General features: G+C 59.9%; 13 protein-coding genes and 1 pseudogene. 9 read left to right on the forward strand and 5 right to left on the reverse strand.

Annotated elements, in window-relative coordinates; translation table 11 throughout:
• Positions 1 to 213 precede the first annotated feature (213 nt).
• Positions 214 to 1,734 carry an aldehyde dehydrogenase family protein gene (locus tag C266_RS09345; RefSeq protein ID WP_010808745.1) on the forward strand — a complete coding sequence of 507 codons (1,521 nt, stop codon included), beginning with the start codon at positions 214 to 216 and terminating at the stop codon, positions 1,732 to 1,734.
• 172 nt (positions 1,735 to 1,906) lie between these two features.
• Complete coding sequence (gene yiaY, locus C266_RS09350; RefSeq protein ID WP_010808746.1) at positions 1,907 to 3,055, forward strand: L-threonine dehydrogenase; 1,149 nt, start codon at positions 1,907 to 1,909, stop codon at positions 3,053 to 3,055.
• 92 nt (positions 3,056 to 3,147) lie between these two features.
• Here the strand turns inward: yiaY and C266_RS09355 are convergent.
• Positions 3,148 to 3,273: pseudogene (locus C266_RS09355) on the reverse strand (IS3 family transposase); the annotation flags it as partial.
• 371 nt (positions 3,274 to 3,644) lie between these two features.
• Between C266_RS09355 and C266_RS09360 the strand changes: the two are divergent.
• The 3 genes from C266_RS09360 to C266_RS09370 all read left to right on the forward strand — a co-directional run bounded on the left by C266_RS09360 (position 3,645) and on the right by C266_RS09370 (position 6,951).
• Entirely contained in the window at positions 3,645 to 4,487 is an 843-nt protein-coding gene (locus C266_RS09360) for a MurR/RpiR family transcriptional regulator (RefSeq protein WP_010808748.1), read from the forward strand.
• Positions 4,488 to 4,844: 357 nt separating this feature from the next.
• Positions 4,845 to 6,278, forward strand: coding sequence for an MFS transporter (locus C266_RS09365; RefSeq protein ID WP_010808749.1), 1,434 nt, complete (start codon positions 4,845 to 4,847; stop codon positions 6,276 to 6,278).
• Positions 6,279 to 6,297: 19 nt separating this feature from the next.
• Positions 6,298 to 6,951 (forward strand): aspartate/glutamate racemase family protein, encoded by a 654-nt coding sequence (locus tag C266_RS09370; protein ID WP_036662293.1) that lies wholly within the window; start codon positions 6,298 to 6,300, stop codon positions 6,949 to 6,951.
• A gap of 36 nt (positions 6,952 to 6,987) precedes the next feature.
• Here C266_RS09370 and C266_RS09375 read toward each other — a convergent pair whose 3' ends face one another.
• The 3 genes from C266_RS09375 to C266_RS09385 all read right to left on the reverse strand — a co-directional run bounded on the left by C266_RS09375 (position 6,988) and on the right by C266_RS09385 (position 11,236).
• The gene (locus C266_RS09375; RefSeq protein ID WP_036662296.1) at positions 6,988 to 8,409 is read right to left on the reverse strand and encodes a DUF1254 domain-containing protein; all 1,422 of its coding nucleotides are present in this window, start codon (positions 8,407 to 8,409) and stop codon (positions 6,988 to 6,990) included.
• Positions 8,410 to 8,687: 278 nt separating this feature from the next.
• Entirely contained in the window at positions 8,688 to 9,659 is a 972-nt protein-coding gene (locus C266_RS09380) for an AraC family transcriptional regulator (protein ID WP_036662298.1), read from the reverse strand.
• Positions 9,660 to 9,805: 146 nt separating this feature from the next.
• The gene (locus tag C266_RS09385) at positions 9,806 to 11,236 is read right to left on the reverse strand and encodes a sigma-54 interaction domain-containing protein (protein ID WP_371257059.1); all 1,431 of its coding nucleotides are present in this window, start codon (positions 11,234 to 11,236) and stop codon (positions 9,806 to 9,808) included.
• Between the two features lie 419 nt (positions 11,237 to 11,655).
• Between C266_RS09385 and C266_RS09390 the strand changes: the two genes are divergently transcribed.
• The 3 genes from C266_RS09390 (at position 11,656) to C266_RS09400 (ending at position 14,421) form a co-directional block, all read left to right on the forward strand.
• On the forward strand, positions 11,656 to 13,056 hold the full coding sequence (locus tag C266_RS09390; RefSeq protein WP_010808754.1) for a GntP family permease: 1,401 nt from the start codon (positions 11,656 to 11,658) through the stop codon (positions 13,054 to 13,056).
• Between the two features lie 47 nt (positions 13,057 to 13,103).
• Positions 13,104 to 13,880 carry a 3-hydroxybutyrate dehydrogenase gene (locus tag C266_RS09395; RefSeq protein WP_010808755.1) on the forward strand — a complete coding sequence of 259 codons (777 nt, stop codon included), beginning with the start codon at positions 13,104 to 13,106 and terminating at the stop codon, positions 13,878 to 13,880.
• A gap of 124 nt (positions 13,881 to 14,004) precedes the next feature.
• On the forward strand, positions 14,005 to 14,421 hold the full coding sequence (locus C266_RS09400) for a cupin domain-containing protein (RefSeq protein WP_010808756.1): 417 nt from the start codon (positions 14,005 to 14,007) through the stop codon (positions 14,419 to 14,421).
• Between the two features lie 219 nt (positions 14,422 to 14,640).
• Here the strand turns inward: C266_RS09400 and C266_RS09405 are convergent, their stop codons facing one another.
• Positions 14,641 to 15,252, reverse strand: coding sequence for a TetR/AcrR family transcriptional regulator (locus C266_RS09405; protein ID WP_246189919.1), 612 nt, complete (start codon positions 15,250 to 15,252; stop codon positions 14,641 to 14,643).
• A gap of 215 nt (positions 15,253 to 15,467) precedes the next feature.
• Here C266_RS09405 and C266_RS09410 point away from each other — a divergent pair, with 215 nt between their 5' ends.
• Positions 15,468 to 16,319 carry a fumarylacetoacetate hydrolase family protein gene (locus tag C266_RS09410; protein WP_010808758.1) on the forward strand — a complete coding sequence of 284 codons (852 nt, stop codon included), beginning with the start codon at positions 15,468 to 15,470 and terminating at the stop codon, positions 16,317 to 16,319.
• Positions 16,320 to 16,337 lie beyond the last annotated feature (18 nt).

The following is a 16,337-nucleotide window of genomic DNA, read 5'->3' on the forward strand; positions in this document are numbered from 1 at the left end:
GTCAATCGGAAGACGCAAATCGATTGTCTGTCACAACGACGAGACAAGGGGTGTCACCGTCAGGGACAAAGGTGTCACGGATTCGTGACACCCGGCGACCGCCGCACGCCCATGAACCGCGTGGATACGGCATTGGCCGAAGGTGGCCCGCGAATTGCTTACTACCCCGCGTGGCCACAGCGCCACCGACACGACAATATTCGGAGACACAACATGCGATACGCTCCACCCGGCACGCCCGGTGCCCTGCTGTCTTTGCAAGCGCGGTACGAAAACTACATCGGCGGCAAGTTCGTCCCGCCCGTGGAAGGACGGTATTTCGTCAACACGTCGCCCGTCACCGGCGGCACCATCGGCGAGTTTCCGCGATCCAGCGGGGCAGATATCGAGCTTGCGCTCGACGCGGCGCATGCCGCAGCGTCCAAGTGGGGCAAGACGTCGGTACAGGCGCGCTCGCGCATTCTGTTACAAATCGCCGACCGCCTCGAAGCGCAGTTGGAGCGGTTCGCCGTCGCCGAGACATGGGACAACGGCAAACCGGTGCGCGAGACGCTCGCCGCCGACCTTCCGCTGGCCATCGATCACTTCCGCTACTTCGCCGGGTGCATCCGCGCCCAGGAAGGTACGGCTGCGGAGATCGACGAGCACACCGCCGCCTATCACTTCCATGAGCCGCTGGGCGTCGTCGGCCAGATCATTCCGTGGAACTTCCCGCTGCTGATGGCCGCGTGGAAGCTGGCTCCCGCGCTCGCCGCAGGCAACTGCGTGGTGCTAAAACCCGCCGAGCAAACGCCGCTTTCGATCACCCTGTTCGCCGAACTGGTCGGCGATCTGCTGCCGCCGGGCGTGCTCAACATCGTTCAGGGTTTCGGCAAGGAAGCCGGCGAAGCCCTGGCGACCAGCCGCCGCATCGCCAAAATCGCCTTCACCGGATCGACACCCGTGGGCGGCCACATCCTGGCGAAGGCCGCCGCCAATCTGATTCCGAGCACCGTCGAGTTGGGCGGAAAGTCGCCGAACATCTTCTTCGAAGACATCATGCGCGGCGAGCCGGAGTTCATCGAGAAGGCCGCCGAAGGCCTCGTGCTGGGCTTCCTGAATCAGGGTGAGGTCTGCACCTGCCCCTCGCGCGCGCTCGTTCAGGAATCGATTTACGAGCCCTTCATGGAAGTCGTGATGGCACGGGTCGCACGTATCAAGCGCGGCGACCCGCTCGACACGGAAACGGCCGTCGGCGCGCAAGCGTCGCAGCAGCAGTTCGACAAAATCCTCACGTACCTCGATCTCGCGCGCAAGGAAGGCGCACAGGTGCTGACGGGCGGCGGCATCGAAATACTGGAGGGCCCGCTGGCGTCGGGCTTCTATATCCAGCCGACCCTGCTCAAGGGCGATAACCGCATGCGCGTGTTCCAGGAAGAGATCTTCGGTCCGGTGGTCGGCGTGACCACCTTCCGCGACGAGGCGGAAGCGCTGGCCATCGCCAACGACACCGAGTTCGGTCTGGGCGCCGGTGTGTGGACACGCGACATCAATCGCGCATACCGCATGGGCCGCAGCATTCAGGCAGGACGCGTGTGGACCAACTGCTATCACCTCTATCCGGCGCATGCCGCGTTCGGCGGGTACAAGAAGTCCGGTATCGGTCGCGAGACGCACAAGATGATGCTCGACCACTATCAGCAGACGAAGAATCTGCTGGTGAGCTACGACATCAATCCGCTCGGATTCTTCTGAGCGCTCACGCTAGTCGCCTCTGAGTTTGCAACAGATCAAAGACGCATCGCGCCATAGGTGCGATGCTGTCTTCAGTGCTTGCAAACGATGATTCTGGACACCATATGCGCGCTCGCGTCGAGAAACCGGCGCGCGTGGTGTGCCCCTCACAGAACGAATAAGGAGCATGACCATGAGCACGACCTTCTTTATCCCCGCCGTCAACATGATGGGCATTGGCAGCCTCGACGAGGCAATTAGCGCCCTGCGTCAGTACCATTTCCGCCGTGCACTGATCGTGACCGACGCCGGACTCGCCAAGGCGGGTGTTGCAGACAAGGTAGCGAAGCTGCTGGCGCAACAGGACATTCAATCCGTGGTGTTCGACGGCGCGAAGCCGAACCCGACGGTCGGCAATGTGGAAGCCGGACTCGCCGTCCTCAAGCAGAGCCAGTGCGATTTTGTGATCTCGCTGGGCGGCGGCTCGCCGCATGACTGTGCAAAGGGCATTGCGCTGTGCGCGTCCAATGGCGGGCAGATTGCCGATTACGAAGGCGTCGACCGTTCGAAGAAGCCGCAACTGCCGCTCGTCGCGATCAACACGACGGCAGGCACCGCGAGCGAGATGACGCGGTTCTGCATCATCACGGACGAAAAGCGTCATGTGAAGATGGCAATCGTCGACCGTAATGTCACGCCGTTGCTATCGGTCAATGATCCGGCGCTGATGGCGGCGATGCCCAAGGGGCTGACGGCCGCGACAGGGATGGATGCGCTGACGCACGCGACGGAAGCGTATGTGTCGACCGCGGCCACGCCGATCACTGATGCCTGTGCACTGAAGGCGGTCACGCTGATTTCGCAGAACCTGCGTCGTGCGGTATCGCATGGCGACGACATGACGGCGCGCGAGAACATGGCGTACGCACAGTTCCTCGCAGGGATGGCGTTCAACAACGCATCCCTCGGGTACGTGCACGCGATGGCGCATCAGCTCGGCGGTTTCTATGACTTGCCGCACGGCGTCTGCAACGCGGTACTGCTGCCGCATGTGGAAGAGTTCAACGCGAGCGTGAGTGCGGGACGGTTGAAGGATATCGCGCAGGCGATGGGTGAGAAGGTGGACGGTCTGAGCGACGAAGAAGGCGCGAAGGCGGCGATTGCCGCGATCCGCCGGCTGTCGAAGGACATCGGGATTCCGAACGGGTTGACCGAACTCGGCGCGAAGCTGGAAGACGTCCCGACGCTTGCCGCGAATGCGATGCAGGACGCCTGCGGATTCACCAACCCGCGACGCGCAGAGCAAGCCGAGATCGAAGAGATCTTCCGCCGGGCGTTCTGAGAACGAGTTGCATCGGTTCGTTGACGCGGCTCCGTGGCGGGCTCGTCAACGTGCCGAATGGAATGCGGTAAATCGGACGTGAGGCAGAACTAGCTGCGCCGTAGGTAGTAACTGGCCTCGGAGAAGCCGTGCTGGCGGCATAGTTCCTTGACCGGTATTCCCATCTCGGCTTCCCGCAGGAAGCCGATGATTTGCTCGTCGGTGAATCTCTTCTGCATGTCCAATCTCCTGACTACGTGATTGGACTCTAAATCGCCGCGCTACTCAAATCAGGGAGACGTCAGGCGGCCCCTGTCCCCTCATCCGCTACATTACCTGCGGCCGCCGCACTTCGGACGGGTCAATCACGATCAGCGAAGTCGCGAAGCGATCGCCAAAGGTGCGCGAAATCGTCACGGAAGGTGTCGGGCAGCGGCGGTGGGGCACGGGTGCGATGAACCTGGCAGCACCGTTGCGGCTATTAGCCGAGCGACTTCGTCAGCCGCCATCGCAGATATAATTCGGCGAAACTAGCCGCGTCAAACCATCGCCGCCCCTACCCTGAGCACCGCGCTTCAGCGCACAGCGTTGCGATATCGAGAAACCCACTATGCAAGCCGCATCGCGATCCTTCGTGGGGCGAATCCGCTCACAATTGAACGAGTTGCCCGCCGCAGAGCGTCGGCTGGCCGAATTCGTGCTCGATTTTCCCGGCGATCTGGCCAGTTACACGGGCGCCGAGCTTGCCGAACTCGCCGAGGTCTCCAAGGCCACTGTCAGCCGCTTCGTGCGGCGTCTCGGTTATCCCGGCTACGAAGAAGCGCGGCGTCATGTTCGCGACGAGAAACAGACTGGCGCGGCGTTGCTGCTTTCCGACTCGGCCAAAGCTGCCAGCCCCAATGCGGTGGAAGCCCATGCCAACCAGGGCGCGCTGAACCTGACCGGCACATTCGGGCGTCTGTCGAACACGGAGATCGACAGAATTGCGAAGGCCATCGTGGCCGCGCGACAAGTGTTCGTGTTCGGCTTCCGCAGCAGTCAACCCTTCGCCAGCTACTTCCGCTGGCAAATTCTTCAGGTCGTGGAGCGCGTCATCGTGTTGCCCGGTCCGGGCGAGACCGTCGGCGAACATCTCGCAAGCATGGAAGCAAAGGATTTCGTCGTGGTCTTCGGTCTGCGCCGTCGCGTCCCGCAAACGGACGCGATCCTCGATTACGCTGCGTCGGCAGGCACGAAGACCCTCTACATCACCGATCAACAGGCGCCAGAACATCAGGGCGCTACCTGGTCGATCAACTGCGAGACCACGGCGCCGGGGCCGCTCGATAATCATGTCGCCGTGCTCGGTCTGTGCGGGCTGCTCGCGACGAAGGTCCTTGAACATGCGGGAACTCGCGGGCGAAAACGCCTGAGTGCGATCGAGAGCGCACATGATCACATGGGAGAACTTTGACGTCAGTCTGTTCGCCGTATGACATTCCGCACGCCGGCGACTGACGGAACTGAAATTTCATGTCTCTCCAAAAAGAGAAATATGAACTGCACCACCCCGATGCACGCCCAAGTGTCACATGCGCTAACAAGGGGAGAAACACGCTTTCCGGCCCACTTCCCGCACCCCGAATGTGCACATTCAACCCAGCAATGATCGACTACGGTGCAGCTTGAAAAGCATTGAAAACACAGTCACTTAGCATCTCACCTACGTGAAATTAATATTTCTTGATAAATATAAATTGAAATCGTAGGATCGCCTCACGGACGAAGCGGTGGCCGCATTCGTCACCGTCAACACCTGAAAGGGGCGATCATGGCCAGCACACCGAATAGCGCGTCTTCTACGCTCACAAGCTCTGCGCAGCTCGATCAGGCGCTCGACAACATCGGCGTCACACCTGCACACAGGACCATCATCCTGTTGATCCTGATCGGTTGCCTGTTCGACAGTTTCGAGCAGAACGCCGTCGGCCTTATCGCACCGATGTTGCGAGCACAGTGGGGCCTGAGCGCCACAGACATCGGCCTGCTCAATACCGTGACGTTCGCGTCGGCCGCACTCGGTCGGCTGGTCTCGGGCTACATAGCCGACCGATTCGGCCGTCGCATGATGCTGACCGCCGACCTCCTGCTGTTCACGCTTGGCGCGGTAATCTGTGCGCTGGCGCCGACGTTTGTCGTCCTCTGCGTGGGGCGCGCCATCGTGGGCTTCGGTCTCGGCGGTGAAATCGCAATTGCCGTCACCATGCTTGCCGAATTCTGCTCGCAGAAATTTCGCGGCACGGCCGTGGGCCTCGTGAATGTCGGGGCTGGCGGTCTCGGCAACTTTCTCGCACCGGCTTTCGGCATCGCAGTATTCGCCGTCTTTCCCGGCCCCGACGGCTGGCGCTGGTTATTCGCCTGCCTGGTGGTTCCCGCGATACTCGCCGCGTTTTACCGGCATATCATTCCGGAGACGCCTCGCTTTCTCCTCGCCAAAGGCAGGTTCCGTGAGACGAACGTCGTACTTGCCAAGCTGGCCACCGGTAAGCTGACGGGCGAGCCGGCAGAGGTGAAGATTTACGTGTCGGAAAACATGCCGGCGGCAGCCGGTAACGAAAAAGTAAACGTGCTCGACATTTTCCGCGGCCGTCTTGCGCGTCGTACGTGTTCCGTTGGCATCGCCATCTGGATGACTTATGGCGCGCAGATTTCCGTGTTGACACTGATGCCGACGATTCTCGTCGCGCAGGGCTACACGATCACGCGCAGTCTCGTATTTACGCTGATCATGCAAGGCGGCAGCTTATTCGGCGCCTCTGCGGCAGCGCTGCTCGGCTATCACTTCCCGAGAAAGCGCGTTTTGACGATCGGTGCGGTGCTCGCTTGTTTCGCCGCGCTTGCTTTTGGCTTCCTCGCGAAGAGTATCTTATTGATCCTCGCATGCGGTGCCCTGTTCCAGTTCTTTGTCCTGCTGCTCAACACGACGATCTGGATTTACGCGCCCGAACTTTTCCCGACACGGGTGAGAGCGTTCGGCACCTCGTTCATCCTCGCCCTTGGCACGACGGCGGGCGCGCTGATGCCACTCGTGTCGGGCCGCTTGTTCGACTTGCAAGGGATCGCCGGCGTGTTCGGTTTGATCGCCGTGATGTACGCGATATTTACCGCCGTCATCCAGTTCGCTCCCGAAACATATGGACATAAGCTCGATGAATCCGCCGATCTCGACACCCAACCGAACGTAGCAGCAACCGTTCATGGCTGACCTATCACGCTCTCTCGATATGCGCGAAATCCTGCTGCTCAATCCAAACACCTCGACCGAAACGACCGCAATGATGGTCGCGATCGCCCAGTCCTGCGCGCCGCCCGGCTACACGGTGAGCGGAGCGACCGCGACACGCGGCGTGCCGATGATTGTCGATGCGCCGCGCCTTCACGCGGCTGCCGGCGAGGTTGTGGAAGTCTGGAAACGACACACGACGAAGGTATATGGCGTTGTGATCAGCGCGTTCGGAGACCCCGGAATCCACTTGCTGCGCGAACTGACCGACGTGCCCGTCGTCGGTATCTGCGAGTCGTCGATTCTGGAGGCGGCGCAGGATGGGAGGCGGTTTGGCATCGCGACGGTCACACCGGATTTGGTCGAGTCGATCGACGCCAGCGTGGACGCGCTCGGCTTGAGCAGTGTTTATACCGGCACCCGCCTGACCAGCGGGAATCCGCAAGAACTCACGTCCGATCCGCTTCGCCTTGAAGAAGCGCTCGCAGCCGTGGTGTCCGCATGTGTCGAACAGGACGGCGCCGAAGCCGTCGTCATCGGCGGTGGCCCGCTCGGGCAAGCGGCAATCGGACTCGCACACCGCTTCCAAGTGCCGGTGATCGCGCCGATACCTGCCGCAATGCGTAGGCTCTCGAGAATGCTGAGGCCGGATTGATAGCAGGTTCGGGCGCGCCGGGGGATCGATACCCCCTCAGCTAACCATCCGGGCGGCAGGAATGGTCCATGTTCCATTGATGATGGACGGGTCCGTCTCGCTCGGCCAATACATTCTCAACATGAGAATGAAGTCCCCGGGAGGCGCCGGAAGCCAGTTCGACTCCTTATCCTTACCAGGCGAATCCTTCTGGATGTAGAGATCGGTCGAGCCGTCTGCGTTGACCCGCAGATTTTGGCGCGCACTGATCGCATATCGGTTGAGCGCATTGTTCACGAAGAAGTAGCCGTCGTCATACATCGTCAACGACCAGAACCCCTCTACAGGCGGCAAACGGCCTTTGGGGAAATGCATGACGTACTTGTTCGACCCGTTGTATTTTCGCCCCTTCACATCCAGGTTCGAGGTCGGATAGAGCGCGTCCTGCGGGCGGTTTGCCCCGAGCCCGATGGCGGTGACGAGGGCCCGCGTCAGGTAATCGGTGCCGTAGACGCCGGTACGGGTCGTGTACGACCAACCGTTCTCGTTCTTGAGCGTCTTGTATTGCTGCATGATCCTGTTAAACCCGACCTCCGGAACGCGCTTGACGAAATCCCCTTTGAGCTTGCTCTCGTCAAAGCGCTTGCCGGGGACAATGCCGATGCGCGCGAATCGCGCGACGTGAGCCGCATCGGCAGCTGACGGCGGGTTCGTCTTCATCAGTTCACAAAGCAGAGAGAAGTAGGACACCGCATCCATGCGATTGACCTGATCGCGTACCGCCGTCTTCATGTCGATTGACGGGTCGACCTTGCCTGGCGGCGGTGTGTAAGGCTTGCCATAGGCACTGAGCGGAACAAGCTTGAACTCGTCTTGCAGCCTGTGGACCTCGGCGTAGTCTTCCGGTGTTCCAGTGCAATAGATACGGCCAAGCAGCCACACGATACTGGTGGACGACTTGTATTCTTTCACGCCCTCGGGAAGTGTTCCTTTCCAGCCCGGACCGGTGATCGCATACGTCTGCGCGCCAGTGCCCGTCGTGCGCTTACCCGGAACCTGGAATACTGTTGTCCAGCCATCAAGCATTGGCATCAGGAAATAGCGCCCCTTCATATCGGGGATACTGAGCACCCATGGCTCGCTGCCAACGTCGAAGAAGGCGTTTGTGTAGAGCGTGTCGGCGTTCGGCGCTGTGACGTCCCTGAACGCTGCGTCAGGATAGCTGCGCATCTTGATGATGTGCCCCATCGGTCCGCGCGAGCCCGCTATCTCGGAGACATTGGAGATAATCCGCCGGGTCATCTCCATCGTCACTAATGGGTACCCAAAGACGTAAGCATCGATCGCCAGTTGGGAATCCTCGGAACGGTCGCCGGAAGCGTCAAAGGCCCCCTGCGCGGCAAGCGCCGACCGGGTCATTGCGGAGCCGGCGGCCAAGCCCAATCCACCTAACAATACAGAACGACGAGTGATCTTCATACGTGTACCCCTGGGTTGTGAACCACCTGACGTACGGGCGGGATCAGAAACGTGCCGTCGCGCCGACAGTCAGGCCGTTCGTTCGCATTCCTATTTGTATAAGAAAAATAATTGGATGGCGCATGGATCGCGCGCCGCACAGCCAGTTGGCCTCGTAACTGTTCTTGCGGACTATATAAGAACGACTCGATGGAAACTTGCCATTTGGCGCCAAAAACGAAGACGCAGAGTCTCTAGCCCTAATTGACGGAGAGACGTCTTTGGGCGGGCCTTGCCATTTATGAGGTGAAGCGATAGCGCGACGGGATGCTCCCGGTCCAGCGTTTGAAGGCGCGAGTAAAGTGTGCTTGATCGCTATAGCCGACCATATACGCAATTTCGGTCGCGGAATAATTACCGCGAGAAATTAGCTGGAGCGCCTCAAGTCGACGCGTCTCGTCACGTAAGGCATCGAAGTCGACACCGCAATAATTGAGGCGGCGTTGCAGCGTTCGGGGAGACAGCCCAACGCTTCTTGAAATAGTGGCAAGTTTTGATTGATCCCGATCCGATATCCGCGTGATGAGTGTGTTTGCCGTTTCAAGTGTCGATCTGATGGCTTCCGTGATTTTCCTCGCATTATCCCGAGTATGTTGCAGGGGACTGTCGAGCAAATCGCGGTCGAACTCGATCATGTTGTACTCCGCGCTCGTTTCGAGGTTCTGGCCCAGGCATTCTTCGAGGGCATCGTCCCCTCTCGCTCTTGGCATTTTGATGTGTACGCGTATGGCGGAAGGCTCACCGGACATGAGGGGAATTTTCCTGAGCACGGCAAGACTACCCAGGATGAAATGCTTGGGATCGGCTTCGCATGGCCCCCTGAACTGATGAATCAGTTTCGTCGTGCGGCCTTCGGTGACGATCTTCACTTTGCCCCCTTGATGCAGTAAGGCCGAATTGGAGGCAGCCATCGCACAAGCCTGAGCAATGTTTTCCGAACCTAATATCGACTCGCCCCATGCGCCGAGTGAGCGTATTTCTGTCAGGAATCCTACATACGCGCCACCGAATGGATCCTGTGTAATATCTGCCATTTCGTTGCCGATACGAAAGCAGGCCGTCTGTGGCAACCAGATATCGGGGTTTTGAAAGAAGTCCGACGAAATACCGAGCCGCCGGAGAAACTCCAGCGACGACACCCCCCGCATGGCGAGATAGGGCGCCATTTGCAGAAAGCTTCTGAGCCTGATTGTTGGCACGGCATTCGACATAGGCGCTGACACCAATTCCCAGAGGCAGTACGGATGGAAATCGTTTGCGTTCGCGAAAATGCAAATACAAACGATTCGGTAACCTATGTACTTGATAGCAGATTATGCCCGACTGCGGAGGCAAATGACGCCACGCCGTCGTAGGACTATTCGGAGGTGAGCGGGTCAATGCCGAGCAATGCCATCTTTTTGTACAACGTCGCTCGCCCCATGCCCAACCGGGCAGCCGCCTCGGACACCCGTCCGCCGGCGGCGCGCAGAGACTCGGTGAGGAATTGCCGCTCGAACGCCTTCATCGCGTCATCGTATCGTTTCCACTCCACCACCCGCTCCGCAGGTGTCGCCTCGGTCACATCGGCGGCCTTGGCGACATCCAGTGCACCGGCTTCGCTCGTCGAACCGCGCCCGTCGTCAATGAAGCGCGCCAGCGCGAGCGCATCGATGCGCTCGCTCTCGGAGAGCAACGCGACGCGCTCAAGTGTGTTTTGAAGCTCTCGCACATTGCCGGGCCAGTGATAGGCCATGAGTCGCTTGACGGCCCCCTCGTCCAGTTCCAGATGACCTGCGTCGCGCTGCGAACTCAGCCTGTCCAGAATGGCATAGGACATGGCTTCGATGTCCGACGGACGGTCGCGCAACGGCGGCACCCGAATCATCAGCACATTGAGCCGATAGTACAAATCCGCACGGAATCGCCCCTGCGCAACGAGCGTCGGCAAATCGGCCGAGGTGGCGGCAATGATGCGCACATCCATCTGCACCACGCGGTTCGAGCCGATCGGCTCGAACTCCCGCTCCTGCAAGACGCGTAGCAACTTGCCTTGCAGCGGCAGCGGCATGTCGCCGATTTCATCGAGGAAGAGCGTTCCTCCCTGCGCCAACTCGAACTTGCCGGTCCGCCCCTTCCGGTCTGCGCCAGTGTACGCACCGGCTGCCGCGCCGAAGAATTCGACTTCTAGCAACGCGTCGGGAATAGCGGCGACATTGACGCTGACGAGCGGCTTGTCGGCCCGTGGAGACGCGCCGTGAATCGCGTGCGCCAGCAACTCCTTTCCGGTGCCCGTTTCACCGAGCAGCAACACCGGCGAATCGAGCTGAGCTGCGCGGCGCCCGAGGCGCTTCGTCTCCAGACTTGCCGCGCTGGTGCCGACGAAACTCGAAAAACTGTATTTTGCCCGCCTCGCCTGTGCGAGCGACTGACGGGTCGCGAGAAGTTCCGACTGCAGTCGCGAGTACGTGCTGAACATGGGAGTCAGCACCTTCAACTCATCGAACAATGCGAACCCCACCGCGCCCACCGTCTTGCCGTGCGAATCCTTGATCGGCAGCCGGGTGACCACCAGAGGCTCCTGCCCCGTCTCGAGAATATCGAGCAGGATTGGCCTGCCGGTCGTGACGACTTCGCGCATCAGGCTGTTCGGAATCACGACTTCGCAATCGAGCCCGATCACGGCGTCCGGATTGGTGAATCCAAATCGCTCAGCGTAGCTCCGATTGATCCAGACAATTCGCGCATCGCTATCCACGACAACGGTGCCTTCGCTGGAAGTGTCGAGCGTCTCGAACAGCGATTGCATCGCCTGCTTGCGAACAAATGCATAGTCGGAGAGCAACCCACGTTGTTCGCCCAACGCAATCGGGTCCGGTTTTTCGTCTTCGTACATATTGGAATTGTCGTCAGTCTCCATTTCGAGACGATTATTCCACGAATCGAGACATGCGCTCCATCAGTGAAAATGCTGGTCTCAGCGAATATTCCCTGATGACTCGTCCCACGGCAGGTGCGGCGCTCACACCACTGTCTCGAAATTGAGACATTTCGCCGCCATACTGCGGCTTCCCCTTGGCCGACCGACTGCGTAAAGCCCGCAATCCATGTCGGAGTCCTTCCCGATCAACGACTTAAGCCATCACGGCATACTTTTTGCGTATGGGCAGCCGGCCTTAAGAACATCAACCTGCACAACGAAGTGCAGGCAAACATACTGGAGACAAGATGTCGTTTCTCATCGTGCTCGCCGCACTGGCGTTTCTGATGTTGGTCGCATATCGCGGCTATAGCGTGATTCTCTTTGCCCCCATTGCTGCGCTGGGCGCTATCCTGCTGACCAGCCCCGAAGCCGTCGCCCCCGTTTTTTCCGGCATCTTCATGGAGAAGCTGGTCGGCTTCGTCAAACTCTATCTGCCCGTCTTCCTGCTCGGCGCCGTATTCGGCAAAGTCATTGAACTGTCCGGCTTCTCGGAGTCCATCGTCGCGGCAGCGATCAAGTACATCGGACGCACACGGGCCAATGCCGTCATCGTCGCGGTGTGTGCGCTGCTCACCTACGGCGGCGTTTCGTTGTTCGTCGTTGTGTTCGCCGTCTATCCGTTCGCGGCAGAACTCTACCGGCAGAGCAATATTCCGAAACGGTTGATGCCCGGCGCCATTGCGTTAGGGGCTTTCAGTTTCACGATGGATTCGCTCCCGGGCACGCCGCAAATCCAGAACATCATCCCCACCACATTCTTCAAGACCACGGCGTGGGCCGCACCGGTGCTCGGCATCGCCGGCGCGCTCTTCATCATCGTGGTCGGGCTGACCTATCTCGAATGGCGTCGCCGGGTTGCCGCGGCCAATGGCGAAGGCTATGGCACTTCGCTGCTCAATGAACCCGAGCGCGTGAATTCGGACAACTTGCCGAATCCTTTCCTGGCCATTACGCCGTTGATCCTCGTCGGCGTGGTCAACTATGCGCTCACGAAGGCTATTCCGCATTGGTATGGCGATCGCTTCGATGTGACCCCGGACCTTCTTCCCGGGCTTCATGCGCCGTTGTCGGTCTCGATCAACAGCGTGGTCGCTATCTGGGCCGTGGAAGGCGCGTTGCTCACCGGTATCCTGCTGGTACTGATTACGGCTTTCAGTAAAGTCCGCGACCGATTCGCGAATGGCACCAAGGTCGCCGTTTCCGGGGCGTTGCTCGCCACGCTCAATACGGCTTCGGAGTACGGTTTCGGCGGTGTCATCGCCGCGCTGCCGGGCTTTCTGGTGGTGGCAGACGCCCTGAAGAGCATTCCCAATCCGCTCGTCAACGCTGCCGTGTCGGTCTCGACACTTGCAGGCATTACGGGCTCGGCTTCAGGTGGTATGAGCATTGCGCTTGCCGCGATGTCCGATACCTTCATCAAGGCCGCGCAGGAGATGCACATTCCGCTCGAGGTGCTGCATCGCGTTGTTGCGATGGCCAGCGGCGGCATGGACACACTGCCGCACAACGGCGCCGTCATCACGCTGCTCGCCGTCACCGGCTTGACGCATCGCGAATCGTATCGGGACATCTTCGCCGTGACCGTCATCAAGACGATGGCCGTGTTCTTCGTCATCGCGCTCTACTACGCGACTGGCCTGGTTTGAACATGACAGGCGCGCACTCGATCCTCACGCTTTCTTCAGGCGACACCATGACGACTCTCAAGGGAAAAACCGCGCTTGTCACCGGCTCGACCAGTGGCATCGGCCTGGGCATCGCCCAAGTGCTCGCACACGCGGGCGCAAACCTCGTGCTCAACGGCTTTGGCGATGCAGATGCTGCCGTCTCGGCCATCGAATCGATTGGCGCACAAGTCATCCACCATGCAGCGGATATGCGCAGCGCTCATGAGATCGAAGCGATGTTTGCGGCCGCGCAAGCGCGCTTCGGCGGCGTCGACATTCTCGTCAACAATGCCGGCATTCAGCATGTCTCCCCCATCGCGACCTTCGATCCGGACAAATGGGACGACATCATTGCGATCAACCTCAGCTCGGCCTTCCATACGACGCGCCTCGCCCTTCCGGGCATGCGTGAGCGGAACTGGGGGCGGATTATCAACATCGCATCGGTGCATGGCCTGGTCGGCTCCACGAACAAATCGGCCTACGTGGCGGCCAAGCACGGGCTGGTGGGACTAACGAAGGTCACGGCACTGGAAACAGCAAAAACCGGTGTGACGTGCAACGCCATTTGCCCTGGCTTTGTGCTGACACCGTTGGTGCAGAAGCAGATCGACGATCTGGCCAAGCGCGACAACTTGTCTGCCGACGACGCGCGTGCTCGCTTGCTGGGAGAAAAGCAGCCGTCGGGGGAGTTCGTGACACCTGAAGCTCTCGGAAATGTGGCCCTGACGCTCTGCTCGCCGCTGGCGTCCGAGGTGCGCGGCGCAACGTGGGCCGTCGACGGTGGTTGGACCGCGCAGTAACGCTTAACCAGTAAGTCCGGACCCTTGCTGACGAGCCTGGGTCCGTCGATGTCAGAACGTTTGTGAAAGATTCCGTGGCGCCATCTTCCTAACCCCTAGTTTCTTCCGAGCCGGGACATACATCATGAACAGCAACGAAAACAAGTTCTCTCACATCAAGCCGGGCGACACCGCGTTCGTCAGCGGCGGGCTGCGTGACTTCTTCGTGTACCGAGATCTCGGTATTTCGGACGCTACCGGCGGCAAGGTTATCGCCCATCTGGTTCGCGCCAACAGCGCACCCGAGGCCGGGACGGGATGGCATATCCACGGCGCCGACTTCCATATCGTGTACATGCTCAAAGGCTGGGCCAAGTTCATGTACGAGGACGAGGAAACGCTCGTCGAAGCCGGCGATTGCGTGCACCAGCGCCCCGGCATCCGTCACTTTCTCTTCGACTATTCGCCGGATATGGAATATCTGGAAGTCGTCGGGCCAGCGGATTTTACGAGCGTTGGCGTTGAAGGGCCATGCGAGGTGCCGGCTCCGGCGAAATGGTGAGGCTCATCGCACCTGCGGAACAGGCGATGCGACAGGCCGCTACCGACTCATTTTTCATCGTCATCCATTGAGATCTGGATTCGGTTGCGGCAATGAACGCGCTCAAGCACGCGCACGCCAGACGCCGGGAGACCGGACAGTTTTGATTTTTCGCCTTAGCCCTCGGAAATCTCACCCAAGCGACAATCACCACGAGGAGCGTGGCTGCGCTCGCTGGGTTTAAGCGGCCTCCGCGCGATTTTTCTGAAAGATGACGCCGCGTGGCTCTCGACACTCGGCGAGCGGTGCCCAAGCGATCTTGCGTGCCTCCCGCGCGCTCACACCGAACGCTTGCAACAGCGCGAACATTGCCTGCTCCGTGTAGTCGGCAGGCGCCTCGCCGGACACCAATGTGGCGATGCCGTACATGATCGATCCCAAGGCGATGTCGCGTGCCACCGTAATGTCCCCGACCTTGAATCTTCCGCTCGCGATTGCGGCTTGCAAGTCTCGAGTCAGATATTCATCAAGCAGTCTCCCGCGCGATCCCCGCCGAGCACCGACCCGAGTCACGAATGCTCCCCACATGGGATAACGCGCGGCCATGCCCATATATAGCCGCGAACCCACTACGACGCGACATGCAGGATCGGATTCGTTCTGCACGACCGGATCGATGACGTCCAAGACTTCGTCACTGGTTTCGCCAGCGACGGCGGCAAGCAATTCGTCAGTTGTTTGGAAGTAGTTGTAGAACGTGCCCCGCGCAACACCCGCGGCAGCAATGAAATCCTCAATCGTCGCAGCGTCCGGCCCTTTTCCGGCAAACACGGCGAGCGCGCTCTCGATCAAACGGTTGCGCGTCTTCTCCCGGCGCAACGCGCCAACTCGGCTTTGATAGTTCTTGGTCGGTGTATCCATCGGTGAATTGTACGCGTTGTTGAGCGCGGGTTTATCGGGTAAGTCCTAGTATTGACGATTTTGTCAAATCGTAGCCAAATACGTTTTGACAAATTCATCAAATCATCGCCGAAGATCCCTATTGCGGCGAGTCATTGGAGACAAATATGCGATTGGTCAGTTTCGAACGTAACGGCAAGGCAGCGCTCGGTGTGCGCGAAGGCGATAAGGTGCGGGTGCTGGGTGAAGAGACGTTGGAGTCGCTGCTTGCGCGCGGGGTGAATCTTCTGGCCTATGCCAACAGCCAGGGTTCGCAAGAGGAATATGTGGACCCGGCCGGACTGAAATTCCTTCCGCCGCTGAGTCGTCCGCCAAAGATCATCTGCGTGGGTCTGAACTACGCGGACCACACCGCCGAGAGTCCGTATAAGCAGCCTGAGTATCCGACACTGTTCTTCCGTGTCGCGACGAGTCTGATTGCGCACGAGCAGCCGATGATCCGTCCACGCGTAACCGACTCCGAGGGGTTGGACTTCGAGGGCGAAATTGCCGCCGTGATCGGCGAGGGTGGCCGTCATATCGCCAAGGCTGACGCGCTCTCGCATGTGCTCGGCTATTCGGTGTTCAACGACGGTTCGGTACGCGAATACCAGTTCAAGGCGCCGCAATGGACGGTTGGCAAGAACTTCGACGGTACTGGCGCATTCGGCCCGGATCTCGTGACGGCGGATGAACTGCCACCGGGCATCAAGGGACTGAAACTTGAGACGCGCCTGAACGGTGAGGTCGTGCAGTCGGCCAGCACGAACGACATGATCTACGATGTGGCGACGCTGATCAGCGTCATTAGCGAGGCGATCACGCTTGAGGCCGGGGATGTGATCGTGACGGGTACGCCAGCCGGCATCGGCTGGGCACGTGCACCCAAGCTGTTGATGAAAGCCGGCGACGTTTGCGAAGTGACCGTGGAGAAGATCGGCACGCTGCGAAACGTCATTGCCGACGAAGCGGTAATCTGAAGCGTTTGATCAGGGTAC

This window comes from Pandoraea sp. SD6-2 (assembly GCF_000389825.1).
GTDB classification, from domain to species: domain Bacteria; phylum Pseudomonadota; class Gammaproteobacteria; order Burkholderiales; family Burkholderiaceae; genus Pandoraea; species Pandoraea communis.

What these genes read in the sequence shown, in the direction of transcription:
- yiaY (WP_010808746.1), top strand. Translation starts at nt 1,907, where the DNA reads ATGAGCACGACCTTCTTTATCCCCGCCGTCAACATGATGGGCATTGGC.
- C266_RS09390 (WP_010808754.1), top strand. Translation starts at nt 11,656, where the DNA reads ATGTCGTTTCTCATCGTGCTCGCCGCACTGGCGTTTCTGATGTTGGTC.
- C266_RS09370 (WP_036662293.1), top strand. Translation starts at nt 6,298, where the DNA reads ATGCGCGAAATCCTGCTGCTCAATCCAAACACCTCGACCGAAACGACC.
- C266_RS09385 (WP_371257059.1), bottom strand. Translation starts at nt 11,236, where the DNA reads ATGCAATCGCTGTTCGAGACGCTCGACACTTCCAGCGAAGGCACCGTT.
- C266_RS09400 (WP_010808756.1), top strand. Translation starts at nt 14,005, where the DNA reads ATGAACAGCAACGAAAACAAGTTCTCTCACATCAAGCCGGGCGACACC.
- C266_RS09395 (WP_010808755.1), top strand. Translation starts at nt 13,104, where the DNA reads ATGACGACTCTCAAGGGAAAAACCGCGCTTGTCACCGGCTCGACCAGT.
- C266_RS09410 (WP_010808758.1), top strand. Translation starts at nt 15,468, where the DNA reads ATGCGATTGGTCAGTTTCGAACGTAACGGCAAGGCAGCGCTCGGTGTG.
- C266_RS09365 (WP_010808749.1), top strand. Translation starts at nt 4,845, where the DNA reads ATGGCCAGCACACCGAATAGCGCGTCTTCTACGCTCACAAGCTCTGCG.
- C266_RS09375 (WP_036662296.1), bottom strand. Translation starts at nt 8,409, where the DNA reads ATGAAGATCACTCGTCGTTCTGTATTGTTAGGTGGATTGGGCTTGGCC.
- C266_RS09360 (WP_010808748.1), top strand. Translation starts at nt 3,645, where the DNA reads ATGCAAGCCGCATCGCGATCCTTCGTGGGGCGAATCCGCTCACAATTG.
- C266_RS09380 (WP_036662298.1), bottom strand. Translation starts at nt 9,659, where the DNA reads ATGTCGAATGCCGTGCCAACAATCAGGCTCAGAAGCTTTCTGCAAATG.
- C266_RS09345 (WP_010808745.1), top strand. Translation starts at nt 214, where the DNA reads ATGCGATACGCTCCACCCGGCACGCCCGGTGCCCTGCTGTCTTTGCAA.